Source organism: Ruegeria sp. E5, from assembly GCF_056534105.1.
Map to the genome: position 1 here is coordinate 1,142,456 of NZ_JBQFPA010000001.1, position 18,458 is coordinate 1,160,913.

Sequence of the window (18,458 nt, forward strand, 5' to 3'; positions counted from 1 at the left end):
TGTGTGCCCTGACTTACAGACGTGAAATCGACAAGCCGCCATCCACCGGGATGGCGGCACCGTTCGCAAAGTGCATGTGCCCTTGAACCAGTGGGACGACAACTGACCCAATATCCTCGGGCTCACCCCAGCGTGCCGCGGGAACAAGACCGCCCTCGATACGGTCGGTATACTTGTCGCGCACGCCCGCCGTCATCTCGGTCGCGATGATTCCCGGTCGTAGCTCAAAGACACCGATGCCTTCGGGGGCCAAGCGTACTGCGAACAACTGAGCCATCATCGCTGCGGCCGCCTTGGACACGCAGTAATCGGCGCGTTCGATCGATACCATTGTCGCGCTGACAGAGGTGACAAAGGTGATCGAACGATAGGTATCTTGCGTCTGCTCCAACATGCGCCGGGCCACCTCTTGCGCCAGAAAAAACGCGCCACGCAGGTTGATGTTCTGCACGAAATCCCAATTCTCGGGCTTCAGGTCCAGCATGTCACCGCGCACTGGCGCCCCTACGCCTGCATTGTTGATAAACGCGGTGATCGGGCCCAAATCGGCTTCGATCTGATCCAGTAGCGCCGGAACGTGATCAATGTCGGACACGTCGTGCTGCACATAAATTGCGCTTGGGCCAAGCTCTGCCAAAGTCGCCTCAACGACCGGTTTGTAGGCCGCCGAGCGAGAGGCTATTGCGACCTTGTACCCTGCGGCGATCAAGGCGCGCGCCACCCCGAGTCCAATGCCCTGTTGTCCTCCGGTCACCAATGCTGTTCCGGTCATGCGGCAAACTCCGTTTCAATAATGTGACGACCTGCCCGGAGTGCGAGTGCGGCTATAGTAAGAGCCGGATTCACTGCCGCAGATGTCGGAAGAACTGACGCGTCGGCGATGAACAGGTTCTTGTGGTCGTGGCTGCGGCAGAACGTGTCGACGACACTGCTTGCCGGGTCATTACCCATCCGCGCTGTGCCGCATTGATGCGACGGAGTGCGCCGATCAAATGGTCGCGACAGTACCACAGGAAACCCCGCCTGCTTCAGATGCGCCTTTAGCCGCGCAACCAAGGCCTCGTGCGCCGCCCAATTCGAGCGTTTCCAGTCCAGCGTGATTTGGTCTCCTTCGACCGTCACCCGGCTGTCTGGGTTCGGCAGGTCTTCGGACATGGCATAGAAATCAAAGCTGCGATTGGCGATTAGCGCTGCAATTGGCCTCGGCAGGCTGGTTTGCGACGAAAGGATCGGCCCGGTGATCTTTCCCAGCATCTGAATATTGCCCAATGGCAAACCACCCTGCCCGCCGCTGTTGTAATAGTCGTTAAACATCAACGTTTTCTGATAGACCGCCCTATTTCGACGCAGCGGATGAAGGGCCAGCACCGCCGAACAATTGTGGTTCATAAAGTTCCGTCCGACCTGATCGGACCGATTGGCAAGACCGGTTGGACAATTGTCGTTCGCGGACTGCAGCAACAGTGCCGAGGACTGTACCGCACCTGCTGCAAGCACGATGACCTGCGCATGCAGGGTACCGTGACCATCAACTTCGACACTTGTGACACGACCAACGGCATCAGCCTTCAATTTTCGGACACGCGCGTCAGTTAAAAGCTCGACATTCCTATGCTTCAATGCCTCGGCGAGGGCACAGGTTTCGGCGTCCATTTTGCCGCCGCATGTATTGGGAAACGCATCCCAAGTTGTTTGCCCAGCCCGCAACCAGGTTTCAATATCCACGCCCAACGGCACTGAGGATGGCGTCAGGCCTGCGTGGCTTAGCCGGTTCCTCAGGTTTGCAATATCAACCTCATCCGGCACAGGTGGGTGCGGGTAACCCCTACTGTGCGGCGGTTCGGTGGGGTCCTCTTTGGTGGTCCCACGTGCGTCGTAAAGCTGTTCCGCGGTGGTGTAATCCGCCTCAAGCTCTTCATAGGGCATGGGCCAGCCGCGCGAGTAACCACCCATATGCTGACGCGGCTCAAAATCCTCTTTCCGATAGCGTATCAAAGCTGCGCCGTAGAACTTAGAATTTCCACCAACGCAGTAGTAGTTTCCGGGGTTAAAAGGTTTGCCTGCTCCATCTAGCCATGTTTCATCGGGGCGAAAGTGCCCATTGGCAAAGATCGCTTTTGGGTCTCGATCCTGCGGTGAGGGCTGCAACCGCTTTCCTCGTTCAAGGATCAGAATGCGACGACCGGACGGAGCCAACGCCGCAGCCAGCGTTGCCCCCCCGATACCCGTCCCAATGATTATGACGTCAGCTCGATTCATGGAAGAATCCGCATCTCGCTTTCGGGATCAAAAGCCACGGCCTTTTCCATGTTCACTGCAAAGTTGAAATCCTGACCCGGTGCCACTTCGGCATCCGAACGCATACGCGCGATCACATCTCGTCCACCCAATTGCATCGAGACGAAGGTGTCCGATCCAGCTGGCTCCGTCACCACGATACGGTTGGCCATCTGCGCGATGTTCGACGACTTTCGATCCGCGCCATCCATATCGGTGATAGTCTCTGGGCGGATTCCCAACAAGATCTCGCGCCCATCCCATGCGGCCAAGTTGTCCTGGCTGAACGGAAGTTGCGCCATAGATCCGTCGTGAACGGCGACCTCTGCATGAGGGTGGCCATTCAAAACCGTAACCTTGGCCGGTACCACGTTCATCGCAGGCGAACCCATGAATGTTGCAACGAAGATATTCGCAGGCGTGTCATAGATTTCCTGCGGCGTACCCAGCTGTTGGACATAACCGCCGTTCATCACGGCGATCCGGCTTGAAAGCGTCATCGCCTCGATCTGGTCATGCGTCACATAGACGATGGTGGTCCCGAGATTTTGATGCAGCTTCTTGATCTCGGTTCGCATGTCGACGCGAAGCTTGGCATCGAGGTTCGAGAGCGGTTCATCGAACAGAAAGACATCAGGGTTCCGTACTAACGCGCGACCCATTGCAACCCGCTGGCGCTGACCGCCCGACAACTGACCGGGCTTACGATCCAGCAACTGCTCGATCTGTAAGAGCTTGGCAACTTCTTGCATCGCTTTGTCGCGTTCAGGCTTGGGCACACCATGCATCTCAAGACCGAAAGTGATGTTCTGCCCGACCGTCATATTAGGATACAAAGCATAGCTTTGGAAAACCATGGCAATGTTGCGGTTGGACGGGTGCACCCCGTTCATCACCTGATCCTTGATGCGGATTTCGCCGCTGGTGATCTCTTCCAGCCCCGCGATCATGTTCAGCAGAGTGGATTTGCCACAGCCCGAGGGGCCGACCAGAACCAGGAACTCTCCTTCCTGCACCGAGATGTCGACTTTGTGCAGAACCTCGACCGCCCCGTAGGATTTGGTCGCGTTGTCTATGTCTAGAAAACCCATGAGGTCTTATCCTTTCACCGAACCCGCCATCAGGCCGCGGACGAAGTATCGACCGGCCACGATGTAGACGAGCAGAGTTGGCATGGCCGCCAGAATGGCGCCTGCAAAATGAACGTTGTATTCCTTCACACCGGTTGATGACTGCACCAGATTGTTCAGTGCCACCGTCATCGGTTGGCTGTTGGCATCGGCAAAGGACGCGCCGAACAGAAAGTCATTCCAGATGTTGGTGAACTGCCAGATGATCGAAACCACGGCGATCGGCCCGGAACTGGGCAGAAGAATGCGCCAGAAAATCTGGAAGAACCCGGCGCCATCAATCTGCGCCGCACGGATCAGCTCGGTCGGGAACACGGCATAGTAGTTGCGAAAGTACAGCGTAGTGAAGCCGATCCCATAGACCACGTGTACCAGCGCAAGACCCCACGTGGTACCTGCCAGCCCGATGATACCCAGCATCCGCGCCATCGGGATCAGCACGATCTGGAAAGGGATGAAACAGGCGAACAGCATCAGACCGAATAAGATGGTGTCGTACTTGAAGCGCCATTTGGTCAGCACATAGCCGTTCAACGCGCCGAGGATGGTCGAGACGATCACCGCCGGAACCACCATCTTGATCGAGTTCCAGAAGTAGGGTTTCAACCCTGTCGGATCGACGCCGATCTGCGCCGAAGACCACGCCTTGAGCCACGGCTCAATCGTGAACACCTGCGGCAGGTTCATCATGCCGCCGCCGGTGATCTCTTCCAATGGCTTCACCGAGTTCACCAGCATGACATAAAGCGGCAGCAGGTAGAACAGACCGAACAGAAGCAGCACCAGATAGATCAACGTGCGCGTAACGCGGCCTGTTCGGATTGCGGTATCCTGTGTAGCTTGAGACATCAGCGTTTCTCCCGCAATTCGGCGTAAAGATACGGGATCATGATCGCGGCAATGGTCATCAGCATGATCGTGGCCGAGGCCGCACCGATGCCCATCTGGTTCCGTGTAAACGTATAGGAATACATGAAGGTTGCGGGCAGTTCGGTAGCACGACCGGGCCCACCCCCGGTCAGGGCGATGACAAGGTCAAAGGTCTTGATCGCCAGGTGGCTGAGGATCACGAAGGCCGACAAGAAGGCTGGTCGTAGTTGCGGGATAATGATCCGGCGATAGAGGTTCCAGTTCGACGCGCCGTCCATCTGCGCAGCCCGCAGAATTTCATTGTCGATCCCACGCAGGCCAGCCAGAAACATTGCCATCACGAAGCCGCTCGTCTGCCAGACGGCTGCTAGAACAACTGTGTAGATGGCGTAATCACGGTTTTTTATCCAGTCGAACTCGAAGCTGGTCCAGCCCCATGTGTGCATCACGTTTTCCAACCCGATGCCAGGGTCAAGGAACCACTTCCAGGCTGTACCGGTGACGATGAAGCTCAGAGCCATCGGATAGAGGTAGATGGGACGCAGCAGCCCTTCCCCCCGGATTTTCTGATCAAGGAAGATCGCTAGACCCAGGCCGATACAGGTGCAGATCACGATGTATAGGCTCGCGAAAATCCCCATATTGATCAACGAGGTTTCCCAATGGCTCAGCCGCCACAGTTTGTCGTAGTTTTCCCATCCGACCCATCCAAAGGACGGCAGGATGCGACTGTCGGTGAATGACAGGTAGACCGAAAACAGAATGAACCCGTAGACAAAGACCAGCATCATCGCCAGTGACGGTGACAGGACCAGCTTGGGTATCCAGTTCTGAAGGCGTGTCTTAAAATCCGCGTCGGCTGAAGCAGCCATGGCGCGCCCTCCTCGTTCGAGTCGTGTTAGATCGGAGCTTTTGCGCCCGTTTGGTGACAGGGCGGCCAGACCGCCGCCCCATCGGGAGGATCACTTGTGGATCACTTGGCGATCGAAACGGCGTCAACCAGTTCGGTCACGGCATCTTCGCTGCCGTACTCGCCGTTAAAGTGGGCGGTCACCACGTCATAGACGGCGTTCTTGACTGACGCGGGCGCGGCATGTCCGTGTGCCATCGAGCCGAACAGGTTGCCTGACGAAGCCGCGGCGGCCAAATCTTTCATGCCCTGCTGACCACACGCATCCAGATCGCTGCCATCCACGTCAGTACGAGCCGGGACAGAGCCCTTCACCTTGTTAAAGGCAATCTGGAAGGATGGCGAAAGGATCGCGCTGGCCAGCGCGGCTTGCTCGGCCGATACCGTACCGCCCTGATCAAACATCATGAACTGATCAGCGTTGAAGGTGACCTGATCCTGAGTACCCGGGAAACGGAAGCACAAAAAGTCTTCACCCGGCACTTTGCCCGCGTTCAGGAATTCGCCTTTGGCCCAATCACCCATCATCTGGAAGCCGGCTTCGCCGTTGATGACCATCGCCGTCGCCAGGTTCCAGTCACGACCCGAGAAGTTCTCATCCACGTTGTCGCGGATAAAGGCCATACGGTCGAACGCTTCTTTCATCGCGTCGCCACCCAGCGTTTCCTCGTCCAAGTCGATGAAGGCCGCTTTGTAGCCGTCAGGCCCCAGCGTCGACATCGCGATAGCATCGAACACGGTCGCGTCCTGCCATGCCTGACCACCATGCGCGATCGGAGTGACACCAGCAGCTTTCAACGCCTCAACTGCGGCGACGAATTCGTCCCAGTTGGTGGGCTGCTCAATGCCGTTGGCGTCCAGCACCGCCTTGTTAGCCCAGACCCAGTTGGTCGAATGCACGTTCACAGGGGCCGAGACCCATTTGCCGTCATGCTTGGCGAAGGCTTTCAGCGCATCTGGGACGACGTCATCCCAACCTTCCTGGGCTGCCACTTCGTTCAGATCGGCCAGCGCGCCCTGATCGGCCCAGTCCAGAATGTCAAAGCCCAGAGCCTGAACGGCTGTTGGAGCGTTGCCTGCGGTGACGCGTGCGCGCAGAACGGTCATCGCCTGCTCACCACCGCCACCTGCAACAGGCATGTCGGTCCAGCCGATGCCCTGTCCGGACAGGTCGTCCTTGAGAACGTTCAATGCTGCAGCCTCACCGCCAGAAGTCCACCAGTGCAGAACTTCCACGTCTTCAGCGTGCGCAAGGCTGGTCGTGCACAGTAGACCTGCCACAAACAGCGATTTTGTCTTCAAAAATTTACGCATTCTTGTTTCCTCCCTTAATGCGTTATTCTCACTCGGGACCAATCTGGTGCCCGGTCTTAGTCGTGCGGAACCCATGGCGCCCGGCTGTTGCCGACGCGCATGACCACTGATTTCACTTCGAAGAATTCCTCGAACCCATATCGTCCGATTTCCCGCCCCTGCCCGGATTGTTTGACCCCACCGAAAGCGACCTCGGGGAACCCGTCCATCCAGGTATTGGTCCAGACCGTTCCCGCTTCTGCTCGGCGGGCAAACTCTAGGCAGGTGTGAACGTTTTCGCTCCAGACCCCTGCCGACAGACCGTAAGCGCTATCATTGGTGAGCGCGATGGCTTCGTCTAGTGTTTTGAAAGTCAAAACAGACAGAACAGGCCCGAATATTTCATCGCGGGCAATGGGCATGTCGGGCGAGACGTCGGAAATCACCGTCGGCTGATAGAACTGAGCGCCGAGGCCTTCAACTTCCAGCGGCTCACCACCCAGATCAATAGTCGCACCGGAAGCTTGCGCCTGTTTAACATACGCGTCGATTTTTGAGTTGTGCGCGGACGTTACGATAGCCCCAACCTGCGTCGTCGGGTCCAGAGGATCGCCGAATTTGACTTTGCGCGAAAGGGCGATGACACGTTCGCGGAATTCATCGGCAATGTCCTCATGCACGATGATGCGACTGCTTGAATTGCAGCACTGGCCCACATTGAAATAAACACCGAACACAACCGCATCAGCGGCTGCATTTAGATCGGCGTCGGGAAAGATGACCTGTGGGTTCTTGCCCCCAAGCTCAAGCGCGACTTTCTTGAGTGTATCCGATGCTACTGCGCTGATCGTCTTGCCCACAGCCGTTGAGCCCGTAAAGCTGATCATGTCCACGCTGTCATGGCTCGACATCACACTGCCAACGGGAACTCCGTAGCCCAGAACGATATTGCATACACCGGCGGGCAATCCAGCTTCGACCAGCAACTCGCCCAGCATCAAGGTTGTCGACGGTGTCATCTCAGACGGCTTCACAACAACGGTGCAACCAGCCGCCAACGCGAAGGGCAGCTTCTGACTGAGAATCCAGAAGGGGAAGTTCCACGGCGTAATGATGGACACGACACCGATGGGTTCCTTCAGCACGACACCCATCATGTCTGCGCCAAGAGTGTTGTGGCTGTCGCCGTGTGTGCTGCGTGCCAATGAGGCCGCATAGCGCCAAAGGTCTGCTGCACCGCCGACCTCGCCCTTGGATTGGCTGATCGGCTTACCGCTTTCCAGCGTTTCGATCAGCGCGATCCGGTTGACATTCTGCTCAATCAGGTCGGCAACCTTCAGCAAAACGGTGGCCCGTTCTTTGCCTGATGCCCGGCTCCAATCACCGCTGTCGAACACCTTGCGCGCCGCCTGGATCGCGGCCTCGGCTTCAGCCTCGCCACCCAAGGCCGAACGGCTGACGATGTGCCCGTGCGAGGGCGAGCGCCGTTCGAACGTCTCACCCGACGCGCTATTCTGCCACCTGCCATCGATGAGATGCCGACCTTCGAACAACGGCGGCAACTCGAACGGGATGGCAGGGTTGATGGTGATATCTTTCATATTGTCAAAGGCCAGAAAATGTGGGGTTACGTTTTTCCATGAATGCGGCAACGCCTTCTTCGCGGTCCGCTGAGGCGGCAATCGCTGCGCTACCAAGGGTTTCGACCACGGCATGAGTGTCTTCACCGACCGCTGCATGGATCATGTTTTTTGAGATTTCGGTGGCGCGAGGCGAGAGGTCGCTAAGTTCGGCGGTGATCTCAAGCGCGCGCGCCAGAACGTCGTCAGTCACCTCGGTCGCATAGCCCAAGGCCACGGCGCGGTCAGCACCAATACGGCGCCCAAAGAGTGCCATCTCTTTCACCGCAGCTTCGGGGATCAGCCGGGTCAACCGCTGTGTCCCGGACCAGCCGGGTACAATCCCAACCCGAGCTTCAGGCAAAGCCAGCGTGGACCGCGGGGTCATCAGGCGCAGATCGCAGCAACTGGCCAGCTCTAGCCCACCGCCGAACGCATGACCGTTGATCGCAGCAATTGTTGGCTTGCCGATCCGCGCCAGGCGGTCAAAGATGCGATGTCCATCACGGACCCAATGGCGCGCGAATTCAGCGGGGCTCAGACCACCCCAAGCGCCAATATCGGCCCCACAACAGAACGCTTTTTCACCCGCGCCCGTCAGAACAAGCGCACGAATAGACACGTCACGCTCGACCTCTGTCAGGCCAGCTTCCAGCGCGTGCAGTATATCTACAGTTAGCGCATTGAGCTTGGCCTCGTTGTCCAAAGTCAGGACGGCGGTTGCACCCTCGATATGAATGCGCAGTTTGTTCAAAGTGTCATCCCCATCGAGCCAACTGCGAATAGCGACTTGGGCATCTGAACCGCGTTTTCCGCGACTTTGACGCGACCGCCTGAAGCTTCGACAATATCGCGCTGCACCTCAATGCCGGGCATGATTTCCGTCGCGACCAGCCCCTGATCCGTCAGGCGAATAACGCAACGCTCGGTTACATAGAGCACATCCTGACCGGTTTCCCGGGCACGGCGGCCCGAGAATGTGACATGTTCGACCTGATCCACCATCTTGGTGAATTTTCCGGGGGCATTCACACGGATACCATCATCCGCCAGATCAATCTTGGCGCCAGCTTCGAACCAGCCCGAGAACACGATCTTTTTGGCCCGCGCGGTGATATCGACAAAACCGCCGCACCCTGCTGTCAAATAGGGCTTCTTACCCAGTTTGGAGACGTTCACATTGCCTTCGACATCAACCTCGAGGAACGAGAGGAACGACATATCGAAGCCGCCGCCCTGGAAATAAATGAACTGCTGTGGGGACGGCACGAAAGCATGTGCGTTGGACGCGCAGCCAAAGGCAAATCCGGTCAATGGGACGCCTCCAACGGCCCCTTGCTCAATCGCCCATGTCACAGCCTGAGGATGCCCCTCTTCCAACAAAACACGCGGGACCATAGCGCTGATTCCAAAGCCCAAGTTGGCGCTCATGCCGCTGCGGAGTTCTTGGGCGGCGCGACGCGCGATGACCTTTTCGACGCCATGCTCAGCCAGTGAAAAGCTGTCCCAAGGGCGCATGATCTGGCCAGAAATCGCAGGATCATAGGACGTTTCAGTCGTTTGCATCTGCTCCGGGTCTTCAACGATCAGGTCGACCAGATGCCCCGGCACGCGCACTTCATGGGGGCGCAGGCTTCCGGCGGCAGTCACACGTTGAACCTGTGCGATCACGATCCCACCGTGGTTGCGGACGCAGATCGCTTGCTCTAGCCCGCCCAAATAAGCGCCTTCATGCTCATAGGTCAGGTTGCCAAACTCATCCGCCGTGGTTGCGCGCAAAACGCAAACGTTCGGGTTGATGTTTGGGAAGTGCAGCCAGGTCTGACCGTCGAACTCTCTCCGGTTCACGATGGGCGTTGCCGCGCCACGCGCATTCATCGCGCACCCTTCGCGGACAGGGTCCACGAAGGTTTCAAGCCCGACTTGCGTCAGAACACCAGGCCGATGCGCTGCGGCCTCGCGATGCATGTCGAACAGAATTCCCGACGGCACGTTATATGCGGCGACCCGATCCTCGACGATCATTTTCCAGATTTCCGGCATCTCAAGGCTGGAAGGGCCCGACGGGTACGATCCGGCAAGAACGCGGCTTAGCAATCCATCCTGCGCCAGATAATCCATGCCCTTCACGCCATACATATCACCGGCGGCTATAGGGTGCAGCGTTGTAATGTTGCGCGGATGCCCTTCAGAGCGAAACCGTTCTCCAAGTGCCTTCAGCACGAGGTCAGGGCACCCGAGCGCAGAGGACGACGACACGGTGACAACCGCATTGTCTGGGATACGAGAAACGGCCTCGGAAACGGAAACAAGCTTGGTCATCAGAAACCGCCATAATCTATGTTGATACGTTCACCCGACGCTGCGGTCTCACGAACGCTCAACGCGATTGACAGCGATTTCACTCCGTCAGGTCCGTCGGCAGCAGGACGGCCTTGTCCCGCCGCTGCGGAGACAAATTCCGAAACGCCTTGAACATAGAGAGAGTGGTCCGAAAACGGAATCTCTTCGCTTCCGGCTTCAGTCACCAGTTTTATTGCCCCAACAGGGCGCTGCGTCATGACGCCATCCGCAAAAATCGAGCCCTTGGTCCCGTGCACTTGCAGGCCCGATCCGGCAAAGGGGTGCGTAAAGCTTTCGTGCGTCGTGACCATCGCCCCCGATGGCATCGTCCACACGGACATGCACGAGTCTTCGACCCCCTGCCCCATCCCAGAGCTGGCCATTTGCGCGACGACGGAAATCGGGTCCTCATTGAGCAGGAACCGCGTGACATCCGCATCATGAACGACGATGTCGGGGATCACGCCGCCGCCGGCACCTGCTGAGTTAATGCGCCACCCCTGTAGGTTCCCGGGCAAATGTACCGCGTGATGTATACGCAGCGAAAGAACGTCGCCGACGCGACCGTCTGCAATGAGATCACGAATAGCACGATGGCTGCCAGAGCATCGCAGGTGGTGATTTGTACCAAAAGTCACGCCAGCCGCTTCGGCTGCGCGCACCATTTCGACAGCTTCCGCTTGCGTCATCCCGAGCGGCTTTTCACATAGAACATGCTTACCAGCCGCGATGGCAGCCATCGCCTGACCATGGTGCTTCTCATTTGTGGAGGAAATGTAGACGGCTTTCACGCCGTCGTCAGACAGCGCCGCGTTCAGGTCTGTGGTTGCATTGGGAATTCCGTGCTCCTTAGCCCATGTTTGCACCCGGTCAGGGGAATTGCTGACGACCCAGGTCACGTCGTTGCTTGCCTGCTGACGCACCGCGTCCAACATATATTGCGAAGCTATAGTGCTCGCTCCGACAAATACCCAATTCATCTGACCTCCCCAAAAAATTGGAACGTTCCAAAAAAATTAGTGGAACGTTCCAAATTTGGCAAGAAAAAACTCTATGCGCGCCTTAAAGTTCAGAAAACATGTCTAAAAACGCGACGTTAGATGCCTCATCCAAAACGATCATAGGGAACCGAAGAGATTCACGGCGTGCCGACACTCTGACTGAGTCGCAGCAATTCGCCGAGCGCCACTTGCATCAATGCGTCAGAGCGACCCCTTCCACGGTCACCCTGTGCATAAGACGTCGAAACCCATGGTAGTCGTTGATCGCCTTGTGCCACGTCGCTCTGTTATCCCAAATGGCGATATCCCCTTCCTGCCAACGCAGACGACATTGGAATTCAGGCTGCTTGCAGTGATCGTAAATCATACCCAGCACCGCGGCAGACTCATCCGCGCTCAAGCCTCTGATTTCGGTCGTGAACACGGGATTGACGAACAACCCTCGCCTACCGCTGAGAGGGTGCGTGATGACCACGGGGTGCAAAGCGTCTTGCGTGGCAGCTTCGGCGTTACCCAAACGGCCGCTTTTTGCGGCTTCTGTGTCCATGATGCTGGCGCCAAAGACATGGCGAGAGGAATGCACCGCCCACAAACCATCTAAGAAACCACGCATCGTGGGCGACAAAGCTTCGTAGGCAGCAGCCATCGACACAAACAGCGTGTCGCCACCCTGGGGCGGAACCTCTAGGGCGTGCAGGATCGAGCCCATAGCAGGCTCCTGATCATAAGAGTGGTCAGTATGCCACCCCTCTCCCACAGCTTCTTTCTGATCCTTCTCTTTCAACACCATGGCAATCTCTGGGTGGCCGACAACCGGTTTGAAAAATCGGTTCACGTTGATTGGGCCGAACCTTCTCGCAAAGGTCAGATGCTCTTGCGGACTAACGCTTTGGCCCCTCAGTGCGATAACGGAATACTCTGCGAAGGCTGACTTAATTGCGTCGAATTGATCTTCACACCGGATGTCCGCCCCGACGATTTCCGCACCCAATCCACCCGTGAGAGGTTTTACTTCCATGCGCCCTCCTCCCTGCTTCGCTCAGCCTAGAAGACGAGACATATCACTTCAATGCAATCGGCTTGGCTTCATACAACTCCAATGGAAGATCGTCCGGATCGCTGAAGAAAGTGAACCGATGGCCGGTATATTCATCGACACGGATGTCTTCGACGAGGACACCTTTCTGTTCCAGACTGTCTTTCAGCGCCTCGATATCATCCACAACAAACGCAAGATGCCGCAGACCTCGCGCTTCGGGGCGAGACGTGCGTTTGGGCGGGTTGGGAAAGGAAAACAGTTCAATCTGAGAACCGTCCGGCAACGCCAAATCCAGCTTCCAAGATTGCCGCTCAGCCCTGAAATTCTCAGCAACAATCCTCAGACCAAGCGTCTCTGAATAAAACGCCTTGGACCGTTCATAGTCCGAACAAATGACTGCAGCATGGTGGATTGCTTTCAGACTGGTCACGGGCCTGTATCCTTATTTAATCAATTAGCTAAGCCGAACTCTTGAGGTATTTCTTCGCTTCATTTTCAAAACTGATCGAGAAAACCAAGAGGCGTTTGGCCAAGTTTGGCAACCGAACAATACAGGAAAACAAAGCAGTATTCATCAAGCGTCTGTGGGCTCAACGTCGTTGTTTTAGGCAACTCGTGCCGGTGGCAGGTCGCGATTCGAGACACACCTTAAATACCAAGCTTCGTGAGCTCTGAGTTGAGCGATTATGCCGCCAAACTAGGCTGTCTACAAACTCGTTTGAAACAAATGAGTGTTGCTCTAAGACAAATTCGAAGCGGTCTTAGTTGCGCCAATTGGGAGTGTCCTCAATGCCGCGCACGGATCGCGCCACTCAAGCAAGCCAAATCTGAACGGGATCTTTGACCGACATGACTGGACCGGCAAAGCGAGATTTTGGAAACATAGTAAAGTTGGCCACCGCCTCTTTCACCTTTCAAAATAGCAATTTAATCGGCGCTCCTATTGCTCCACCGCCCACGGAAGACGAAGGCTGTTTGATAGTTCAGCGCCGTCCAGGCCAAGCGTGACCAACTCTAAGCAGTGTTTATGAAACGTCTAGGTAGCATTCAAAATCGGACCATCTAACAATCTGACCAATTCTCCAAAATAGCCTCCAGAACGCGCCGGACGCGTAGGATCAGATGTAATTGCGACAGCAAGGTTTCGATCAGGATGGGCCGCTATGATTTGGCCCCCATATCCACGTGCCAACTCATAGCCTGAAGGGGACAGAAACCAGCCATAGCCGTAATCCAAACCGGAGAAAGGCGAACGGCCGTGTGGCTTGGTCGATTCCAAGACCCAACGCTCAGGAATGATTTGCCTATTGGCAAAAGCCCCGCGGTCCCGAAGCAGGACCGCGATTTTCAACATCGATCTTGGCGTAATCGCCATCTCATTTCCACCCAAGTAGTAGCCCTGTGGATCCCTCGTCCAAGCAGGTATCTCGATACCAAGCGGTGCACCCAGCCTTTCACGCGTCAGTCTCAATAGGCTTTGTCCGGTTGCAACGGTCAATGCTGCACCAAGCACATGGGTCGATCCGGTAGAATAGAGCATCTGCTGTCCGGGCTCAGCAACCATCGGTCGTGTCAACGCGTCTGCGATCCAGTTGGGAGAGTTGATCCATTCTCCGTAGTTGCTGCCCGAAGTTCTTTCGAGCCCTGCGCGCAGCGTCACCAGATCCTCCATCGTAATGCTTTCGGAACCGGCTGTCGTATTAGCGGGCAAAAGCCGTGGAGCGACCTCCTGCAAGGTGGATTCTACAGATGGAATTTCCTGCCGGTTAATCGCTGTCCCCAGCAACAAAGCCACGATGCTTTTCGAACAAGACTTAATATTGGCCGGCCTATCCAGGCCTGCACCCTGATGGGCCTGCGCGAAAATGACATCGTCGCCGCGTTGAATTTGAAGTGAATGCAACTGCGGAAGACCGCTGATTGCATCATTCAGCGCCACCGTTCGTCCCCGCGCAATATACGGAGCACAAATTGCGGTTGCGGTAACCAACAGGAGCTTTCGACGTGTGATCATGGCCTTCATTTGGAAGCAAATCTCGGAATGTCCAGACACCTACGCAACATCCCAAGATTTATTGTCCAAGATGTAAGAAAGCTTCCACAACGAAAAGTGGGATTTGAGGCAACGGGAGGCTTCGTTCGTACAATTGACCAGCATCCTTGCGTTTACGAATTGTGTTAGACTGACCCCGAGGACATTCTAGCAGGAGATCTCCCGTTGCTAACGAATTCACTCCGTCTCGCACTCTCGGTCATAACAATCGCCATGTCGGTGGGTACCCTACCGGACCGCGCCAATGCGATAACGCAAGATGTTCCAGCGTGGCTACAAAAGCACGTCGGTACAGGTGAGGGGCAAATCGCGCCAATCGTTTTGGAAAGGGCACGAGCGCTTTACATCAAGAAACTACGCCGAGGCGAAGTCAGGAACCCTTGCTACCTTGCCAAGGATGCGACCCGCCCCAGCACTGCAAGTAACGGCAATCCGGGCAAGCGTTTTTTTGTCATCTGCGAGTCACAAAAGTCCTTCCGAGCGGTTTCGTCCGGCTATGGCAATGGCAGAAAACTCCTGCGCGCCAATTTTTCGAATGGCCGACAATGTGCGAAGAACTTCAGCAATGCAGAGGGCTCTAAACTAACCGCCGGAGGTGCCTATGTGACGGCTGAAACCCGCACGTCCTTCAAAGGTTATCACAGTCATTCCGGCAAAACGCAGCCTTTCTACCGCACGTTTCTTTTGTTTGATGGTGAAGGAGAAACGAGCAATGCTCGCGAGCGCGCCATCGGAGGCCATCCGGCTGTCTTCCTGAAGTGGCAGTGTAGGTTCAAAAAACCTAGAAGCACTCATGCAGACAACGACGGTTATGTCCCATACGGAAAACTTGTGAACTACACTGGTGGTCGTAGCAATGGTTGCACAACCTGGTCACAATCCGCCTCAAAAGAGATTTTGGCGCTTGTAGAAGGGAACCCGACGACCCTCTACATCTACCCAGAATCCAAAGACATAAACGCTGTCACCAAAGCGTTAAAAAAGGGAAAATCACTTTCTCGAGCTGGAGTTTATTGGAACGCAGCTTGCCTAAAAGCGATTGGCGCACCAAAGTTTTGGCCCAAAAGTAGCCTCCAACCTATCATAAATAGTTGGAGAGCATCCTTGCCTAAACAGCCACCACTGGAATTGCCGATTTGCAAGTAAACTGCAAAGCAGACCGTTGGCGCGCTACCCTTCAAGCCTTTCTGCTGTGGGCTCGATGTTGACTTTCAGTGAGTTTCACTCAATGTCTGCTTTGCGGACAAAGCCGTCTTAGGCCGGCGCTGCAGATTTCGCATTTCCACCGACAACCCACAAACACAACACCGCAAGCAAAACCTCTATCGCAAATGCGGCAAGAATGTTATCGGATGGCCAACCATCGAGGACGAAACTGATTGTTCTGCCCACGGCGAAAGCTGAGAAAACCGTAGCCCCAAGCAAGGCTGAGGCCTGGACCAACTTTTGGTAAAATGCTCCGCCTAAAATGATCAGGCCAAGTACCGAGAGGTTGGCAGCAGGTGCACGCAACTCACTCATCAGGTTTGGCTGCGGCGAGAGTACGATGCCGTAGTTGGCGTAGAAAGACTGTGGGTCCAGAGTGATGGCCAGACCTACGGCGAATGCAGTTAATCCGGACATGCCCAAGATAAGTCTGCCTCTAATTTCAAGTTTCATGTTTGTCTCCAATGTCCCTTGGCCTGGCTTATGCGGCTTTGGTCCACGCGCCAGACATTTCAGCTTTGTTTGCGAAGTCGGCGAAGTCGCGTGGCGCGCGTCCAAGCGCACGCTGGACCCCGTCCGCGAGGTTCGCATTGCGCCCGTCCAGCGTTTCACGCGCGATGTCCGTAATCACATCAGCCATCATCTCGCCATTCGCATGCGCGATTTCCGCGTGGAAGTCTTCGAATGAAATTGGCAGGTATTGCACAGTCCTGCCCATGGCGCGCGAAATCTCTGCGGCCATGTCGGCAAACGTCATGAGACGTGGTCCCGTGACCTCGTACAGTTCGCCATCGTGTCCTTCTTCTGTCAAAGCAGCTACGGCAACATCGGCGATGTCGTCCACGTCGATGATTGGTTCGCGTACATCGCCGGCGGGCATCGGCAAGACACCTGCCATGACCGGACCAAGCAATGCCCCTTCAGAGAAGTTTTGCGCAAACCATGCAGCACGAACGATAGTGAACGGAACTCCGGAATTGCGTACGACGGCTTCCGCTCGTTCCGCATGCAACTCGCCACGCCCGGTTAGCAGCACAAGACGCCGTAGTCCCTTTTCACGAGCCAATGCTGTGAACGCTTCGACTTGCTCAACCGCGCCTGGAAAAGCGATGTCAGGAAAGTAAGAAATATAAGCAGACGAGACGCCTTCCAGGATTGCGGGCCAGCTCTGCGGTTGGTCCCAGTCAAATGGCGTTTCACTGTTCCGCGATGCGCGCCGGACTGCCTGCCCTTTTTTTTCCAGACGTGTCGCGATCCGCGATCCGGTTTTGCCTGTTGCGCCAAGTACAAGAATGGGCTGCTGTATCATTGGTCATCTCCATGAGTTCACTTGATGGCCCGAAATTAGGCAATAAATAGAGATGTTCTATTCTTCAGAATCCGGAATTCTTATTCGATCGTCCAAAGTAAATAGACGAAGAGCTAAATTTCAGCCAAGGTTCCCACATGAACAAGGTTGAACCGCATGTCCCTGACCCAGATGCACTGGCACAGCCGATCGGCGATCCGCTGGGGGAAATCCTTCATTTACTTAAATTGACAGGTACATTCTATTGCCAGTCTCGCTTGACTGCACCGTGGGGAGTATCGATACCGGGATTTCCCGGCGTACTGAGCTTTGCGGTCATCACACACGGGCGGTGCTTGATGAAGGTCGGTGACGATGACCCGTTCGAGGTCGAAAAAGGCGATCTGGTCTTGATGACCAACGGAGCACCGGTCGGTTTCTTTAGCTCAGAAGACACGCCGCTTTTGTCGCTGGAGGAATTGCCCATTCGCAAGGTAACCGAGCTTTATGAAACACTGGAAAACGGCGGCGGCGGCGCGGAGACGGGCATCATGTACGGCTTGGTCCGAATAGATCACGCCGCCAGTGATATGTTGATGTGCTTGCTTCCGGATGTACTCAAAATCGACCCTTGGGAGGAGGACGCCGGAAGCTGGTTACAGGCAACTTTGCAATTCATCGCAAAAGAGGCGCGGGAATTGAGACCGGGCGGCGAAACCGTGATCACGCGACTGGCCGATGTGGTTGTCATTGAGGCCATTCGTCGTTGGCTGAACAGCGCACCCGATGCAGATCGAGGCTGGTTAAAAGCTGCGCGAGACCCGCAGATCGGGCGCACGATAGTCGCAATTCACCGTACGCCTGCTGCGGCTTGGACAGTCGAGTCTCTCGCGGAGGTTGCTGGTATGTCCAGATCCGCTTTCGCGGCACGGTTCACTGAGTTGGTAGGCGTTCCAGCAATCCAGTATCTTGCAACGTGGCGTATGCACCTGGCCAGTGAAAGGTTGGTGTCCACCCATCAACCTATCTCGCAGATTGCTTCTGACATCGGATACTTGTCAGAGCCTGCGTTCAACAAAGCCTTCAAACGGGTATTTGGCGCACCACCGGGAAAAATCAGGAAGAACAGAGTTCACTCCGTATCCAGACGAAACTTGAGAAACTGAGCATCTTCGTATTCGATCTCGCCGATGTGTTTGGCACCGAGTTTCCGGAGTGCACCCAGGTTTTTTCTACTTGGTGGCAGCAGAAACGTGACAAAGGGGATACGTTTGTCAGCGATCGCAATGTCGATTGCCATTTTGGAAATCCGTTTCCCAAGTCCAAAGGCGTCGGGCCGCAAAACCAACCCAAAATCCCACTCGGCACCTTCTTTTTGAAAGCCCCCCCAACGGTGCTGTCAGACGAATTCGAACCAGTCTCAGTTTGC

The 18,458-nt window shown here is 55.8% G+C and carries 17 protein-coding genes and 1 pseudogene; 2 read left to right on the plus strand and 16 right to left on the minus strand.

What is annotated here, in order from left to right:
• Positions 1-13: 13 nt before the first annotated feature.
• The 13 genes from ACR0BI_RS05760 to ACR0BI_RS05820 all read right to left on the minus strand — a co-directional run bounded on the left by ACR0BI_RS05760 (position 14) and on the right by ACR0BI_RS05820 (position 14,505).
• Complete coding sequence (locus tag ACR0BI_RS05760; RefSeq protein ID WP_480561262.1) at positions 14-772, minus strand: 3-ketoacyl-ACP reductase; 759 nt, start codon at positions 770-772, stop codon at positions 14-16.
• Positions 769-2,259, minus strand: a complete 1,491-nt coding sequence (locus ACR0BI_RS05765; protein ID WP_170626378.1) for a GMC family oxidoreductase — start codon at positions 2,257-2,259, stop codon at positions 769-771. Before ACR0BI_RS05765 ends, ACR0BI_RS05760 begins: the two co-directional genes overlap by 4 nt.
• Positions 2,256-3,368, minus strand: coding sequence for a sn-glycerol-3-phosphate ABC transporter ATP-binding protein UgpC (locus ACR0BI_RS05770; protein ID WP_170626379.1), 1,113 nt, complete (start codon positions 3,366-3,368; stop codon positions 2,256-2,258). Before ACR0BI_RS05770 ends, ACR0BI_RS05765 begins: the two co-directional genes overlap by 4 nt.
• Before the next feature lie 6 nt (positions 3,369-3,374).
• The gene (locus tag ACR0BI_RS05775; protein ID WP_068340098.1) at positions 3,375-4,256 is read right to left on the minus strand and encodes a carbohydrate ABC transporter permease; all 882 of its coding nucleotides are present in this window, start codon (positions 4,254-4,256) and stop codon (positions 3,375-3,377) included.
• A complete protein-coding gene (locus tag ACR0BI_RS05780; RefSeq protein WP_170376146.1) occupies positions 4,256-5,149 on the minus strand; it encodes a carbohydrate ABC transporter permease in 894 nt (297 codons plus the stop codon). Before ACR0BI_RS05780 ends, ACR0BI_RS05775 begins: the two co-directional genes overlap by 1 nt.
• A gap of 101 nt (positions 5,150-5,250) precedes the next feature.
• Positions 5,251-6,501 carry an ABC transporter substrate-binding protein gene (locus ACR0BI_RS05785; RefSeq protein WP_480561261.1) on the minus strand — a complete coding sequence of 417 codons (1,251 nt, stop codon included), beginning with the start codon at positions 6,499-6,501 and terminating at the stop codon, positions 5,251-5,253.
• A 56-nt stretch (positions 6,502-6,557) separates the two neighbouring features.
• Positions 6,558-8,081, minus strand: coding sequence for an aldehyde dehydrogenase family protein (locus ACR0BI_RS05790; RefSeq protein WP_170612597.1), 1,524 nt, complete (start codon positions 8,079-8,081; stop codon positions 6,558-6,560).
• A 4-nt stretch (positions 8,082-8,085) separates the two neighbouring features.
• A complete protein-coding gene (locus ACR0BI_RS05795; RefSeq protein ID WP_480561260.1) occupies positions 8,086-8,853 on the minus strand; it encodes an enoyl-CoA hydratase/isomerase family protein in 768 nt (255 codons plus the stop codon).
• A complete protein-coding gene (locus ACR0BI_RS05800) occupies positions 8,850-10,421 on the minus strand; it encodes a CoA-transferase (RefSeq protein WP_170424036.1) in 1,572 nt (523 codons plus the stop codon). Before ACR0BI_RS05800 ends, ACR0BI_RS05795 begins: the two co-directional genes overlap by 4 nt.
• Positions 10,421-11,422 (minus strand): Gfo/Idh/MocA family protein, encoded by a 1,002-nt coding sequence (locus ACR0BI_RS05805; protein ID WP_480561259.1) that lies wholly within the window; start codon positions 11,420-11,422, stop codon positions 10,421-10,423. Before ACR0BI_RS05805 ends, ACR0BI_RS05800 begins: the two co-directional genes overlap by 1 nt.
• 214 nt (positions 11,423-11,636) lie before the next feature.
• The gene (locus ACR0BI_RS05810; protein ID WP_170612602.1) at positions 11,637-12,461 is read right to left on the minus strand and encodes a TauD/TfdA family dioxygenase; all 825 of its coding nucleotides are present in this window, start codon (positions 12,459-12,461) and stop codon (positions 11,637-11,639) included.
• Positions 12,462-12,504: 43 nt separating this feature from the next.
• Positions 12,505-12,912, minus strand: a complete 408-nt coding sequence (gloA2, locus tag ACR0BI_RS05815; RefSeq protein ID WP_480561258.1) for an SMU1112c/YaeR family gloxylase I-like metalloprotein — start codon at positions 12,910-12,912, stop codon at positions 12,505-12,507.
• A gap of 606 nt (positions 12,913-13,518) precedes the next feature.
• Positions 13,519-14,505, minus strand: a complete 987-nt coding sequence (locus tag ACR0BI_RS05820; protein WP_480438864.1) for a serine hydrolase domain-containing protein — start codon at positions 14,503-14,505, stop codon at positions 13,519-13,521.
• 195 nt (positions 14,506-14,700) lie between these two features.
• Here ACR0BI_RS05820 and ACR0BI_RS05825 point away from each other — a divergent pair, with 195 nt between their 5' ends.
• Positions 14,701-15,681: a hypothetical protein gene (locus tag ACR0BI_RS05825; protein WP_480438740.1), complete on the plus strand. Its 981-nt coding sequence runs from the start codon at positions 14,701-14,703 to the stop codon at positions 15,679-15,681.
• A gap of 108 nt (positions 15,682-15,789) precedes the next feature.
• On the opposite strand, the gene ACR0BI_RS05830 is transcribed toward ACR0BI_RS05825, so the two are convergent.
• Positions 15,790-16,194 (minus strand): DUF4345 domain-containing protein, encoded by a 405-nt coding sequence (locus ACR0BI_RS05830; RefSeq protein WP_170733493.1) that lies wholly within the window; start codon positions 16,192-16,194, stop codon positions 15,790-15,792.
• 28 nt (positions 16,195-16,222) lie between these two features.
• A complete protein-coding gene (locus tag ACR0BI_RS05835) occupies positions 16,223-17,050 on the minus strand; it encodes an NmrA family NAD(P)-binding protein (RefSeq protein ID WP_170733494.1) in 828 nt (275 codons plus the stop codon).
• A 137-nt stretch (positions 17,051-17,187) separates the two neighbouring features.
• Here ACR0BI_RS05835 and ACR0BI_RS05840 point away from each other — a divergent pair, with 137 nt between their 5' ends.
• Complete coding sequence (locus tag ACR0BI_RS05840) at positions 17,188-18,195, plus strand: AraC family transcriptional regulator (RefSeq protein ID WP_480561257.1); 1,008 nt, start codon at positions 17,188-17,190, stop codon at positions 18,193-18,195.
• Here the strand turns inward: ACR0BI_RS05840 and ACR0BI_RS05845 are convergent.
• Positions 18,162-18,419 (minus strand): annotated as a pseudogene (locus ACR0BI_RS05845) (hypothetical protein); the annotation flags it as partial. The gene ACR0BI_RS05840 and the pseudogene ACR0BI_RS05845 overlap by 34 nt on opposite strands.
• Positions 18,420-18,458: the final 39 nt, after the last annotated feature.

Coding starts and splice junctions, on each gene's coding strand:
- ACR0BI_RS05770 (WP_170626379.1), bottom strand. CDS start 3,368: ATGGGTTTTCTAGACATAGACAACGCGACCAAATCCTACGGGGCGGTC.
- ACR0BI_RS05775 (WP_068340098.1), bottom strand. CDS start 4,256: ATGTCTCAAGCTACACAGGATACCGCAATCCGAACAGGCCGCGTTACG.
- ACR0BI_RS05820 (WP_480438864.1), bottom strand. CDS start 14,505: ATGAAGGCCATGATCACACGTCGAAAGCTCCTGTTGGTTACCGCAACC.
- ACR0BI_RS05765 (WP_170626378.1), bottom strand. CDS start 2,259: ATGAATCGAGCTGACGTCATAATCATTGGGACGGGTATCGGGGGGGCA.
- ACR0BI_RS05805 (WP_480561259.1), bottom strand. CDS start 11,422: ATGAATTGGGTATTTGTCGGAGCGAGCACTATAGCTTCGCAATATATG.
- ACR0BI_RS05840 (WP_480561257.1), top strand. CDS start 17,188: ATGAACAAGGTTGAACCGCATGTCCCTGACCCAGATGCACTGGCACAG.
- ACR0BI_RS05800 (WP_170424036.1), bottom strand. CDS start 10,421: ATGACCAAGCTTGTTTCCGTTTCCGAGGCCGTTTCTCGTATCCCAGAC.
- ACR0BI_RS05780 (WP_170376146.1), bottom strand. CDS start 5,149: ATGGCTGCTTCAGCCGACGCGGATTTTAAGACACGCCTTCAGAACTGG.
- ACR0BI_RS05760 (WP_480561262.1), bottom strand. CDS start 772: ATGACCGGAACAGCATTGGTGACCGGAGGACAACAGGGCATTGGACTC.
- ACR0BI_RS05835 (WP_170733494.1), bottom strand. CDS start 17,050: ATGATACAGCAGCCCATTCTTGTACTTGGCGCAACAGGCAAAACCGGA.
- ACR0BI_RS05810 (WP_170612602.1), bottom strand. CDS start 12,461: ATGGAAGTAAAACCTCTCACGGGTGGATTGGGTGCGGAAATCGTCGGG.
- ACR0BI_RS05785 (WP_480561261.1), bottom strand. CDS start 6,501: ATGCGTAAATTTTTGAAGACAAAATCGCTGTTTGTGGCAGGTCTACTG.
- ACR0BI_RS05790 (WP_170612597.1), bottom strand. CDS start 8,081: ATGAAAGATATCACCATCAACCCTGCCATCCCGTTCGAGTTGCCGCCG.
- ACR0BI_RS05830 (WP_170733493.1), bottom strand. CDS start 16,194: ATGAAACTTGAAATTAGAGGCAGACTTATCTTGGGCATGTCCGGATTA.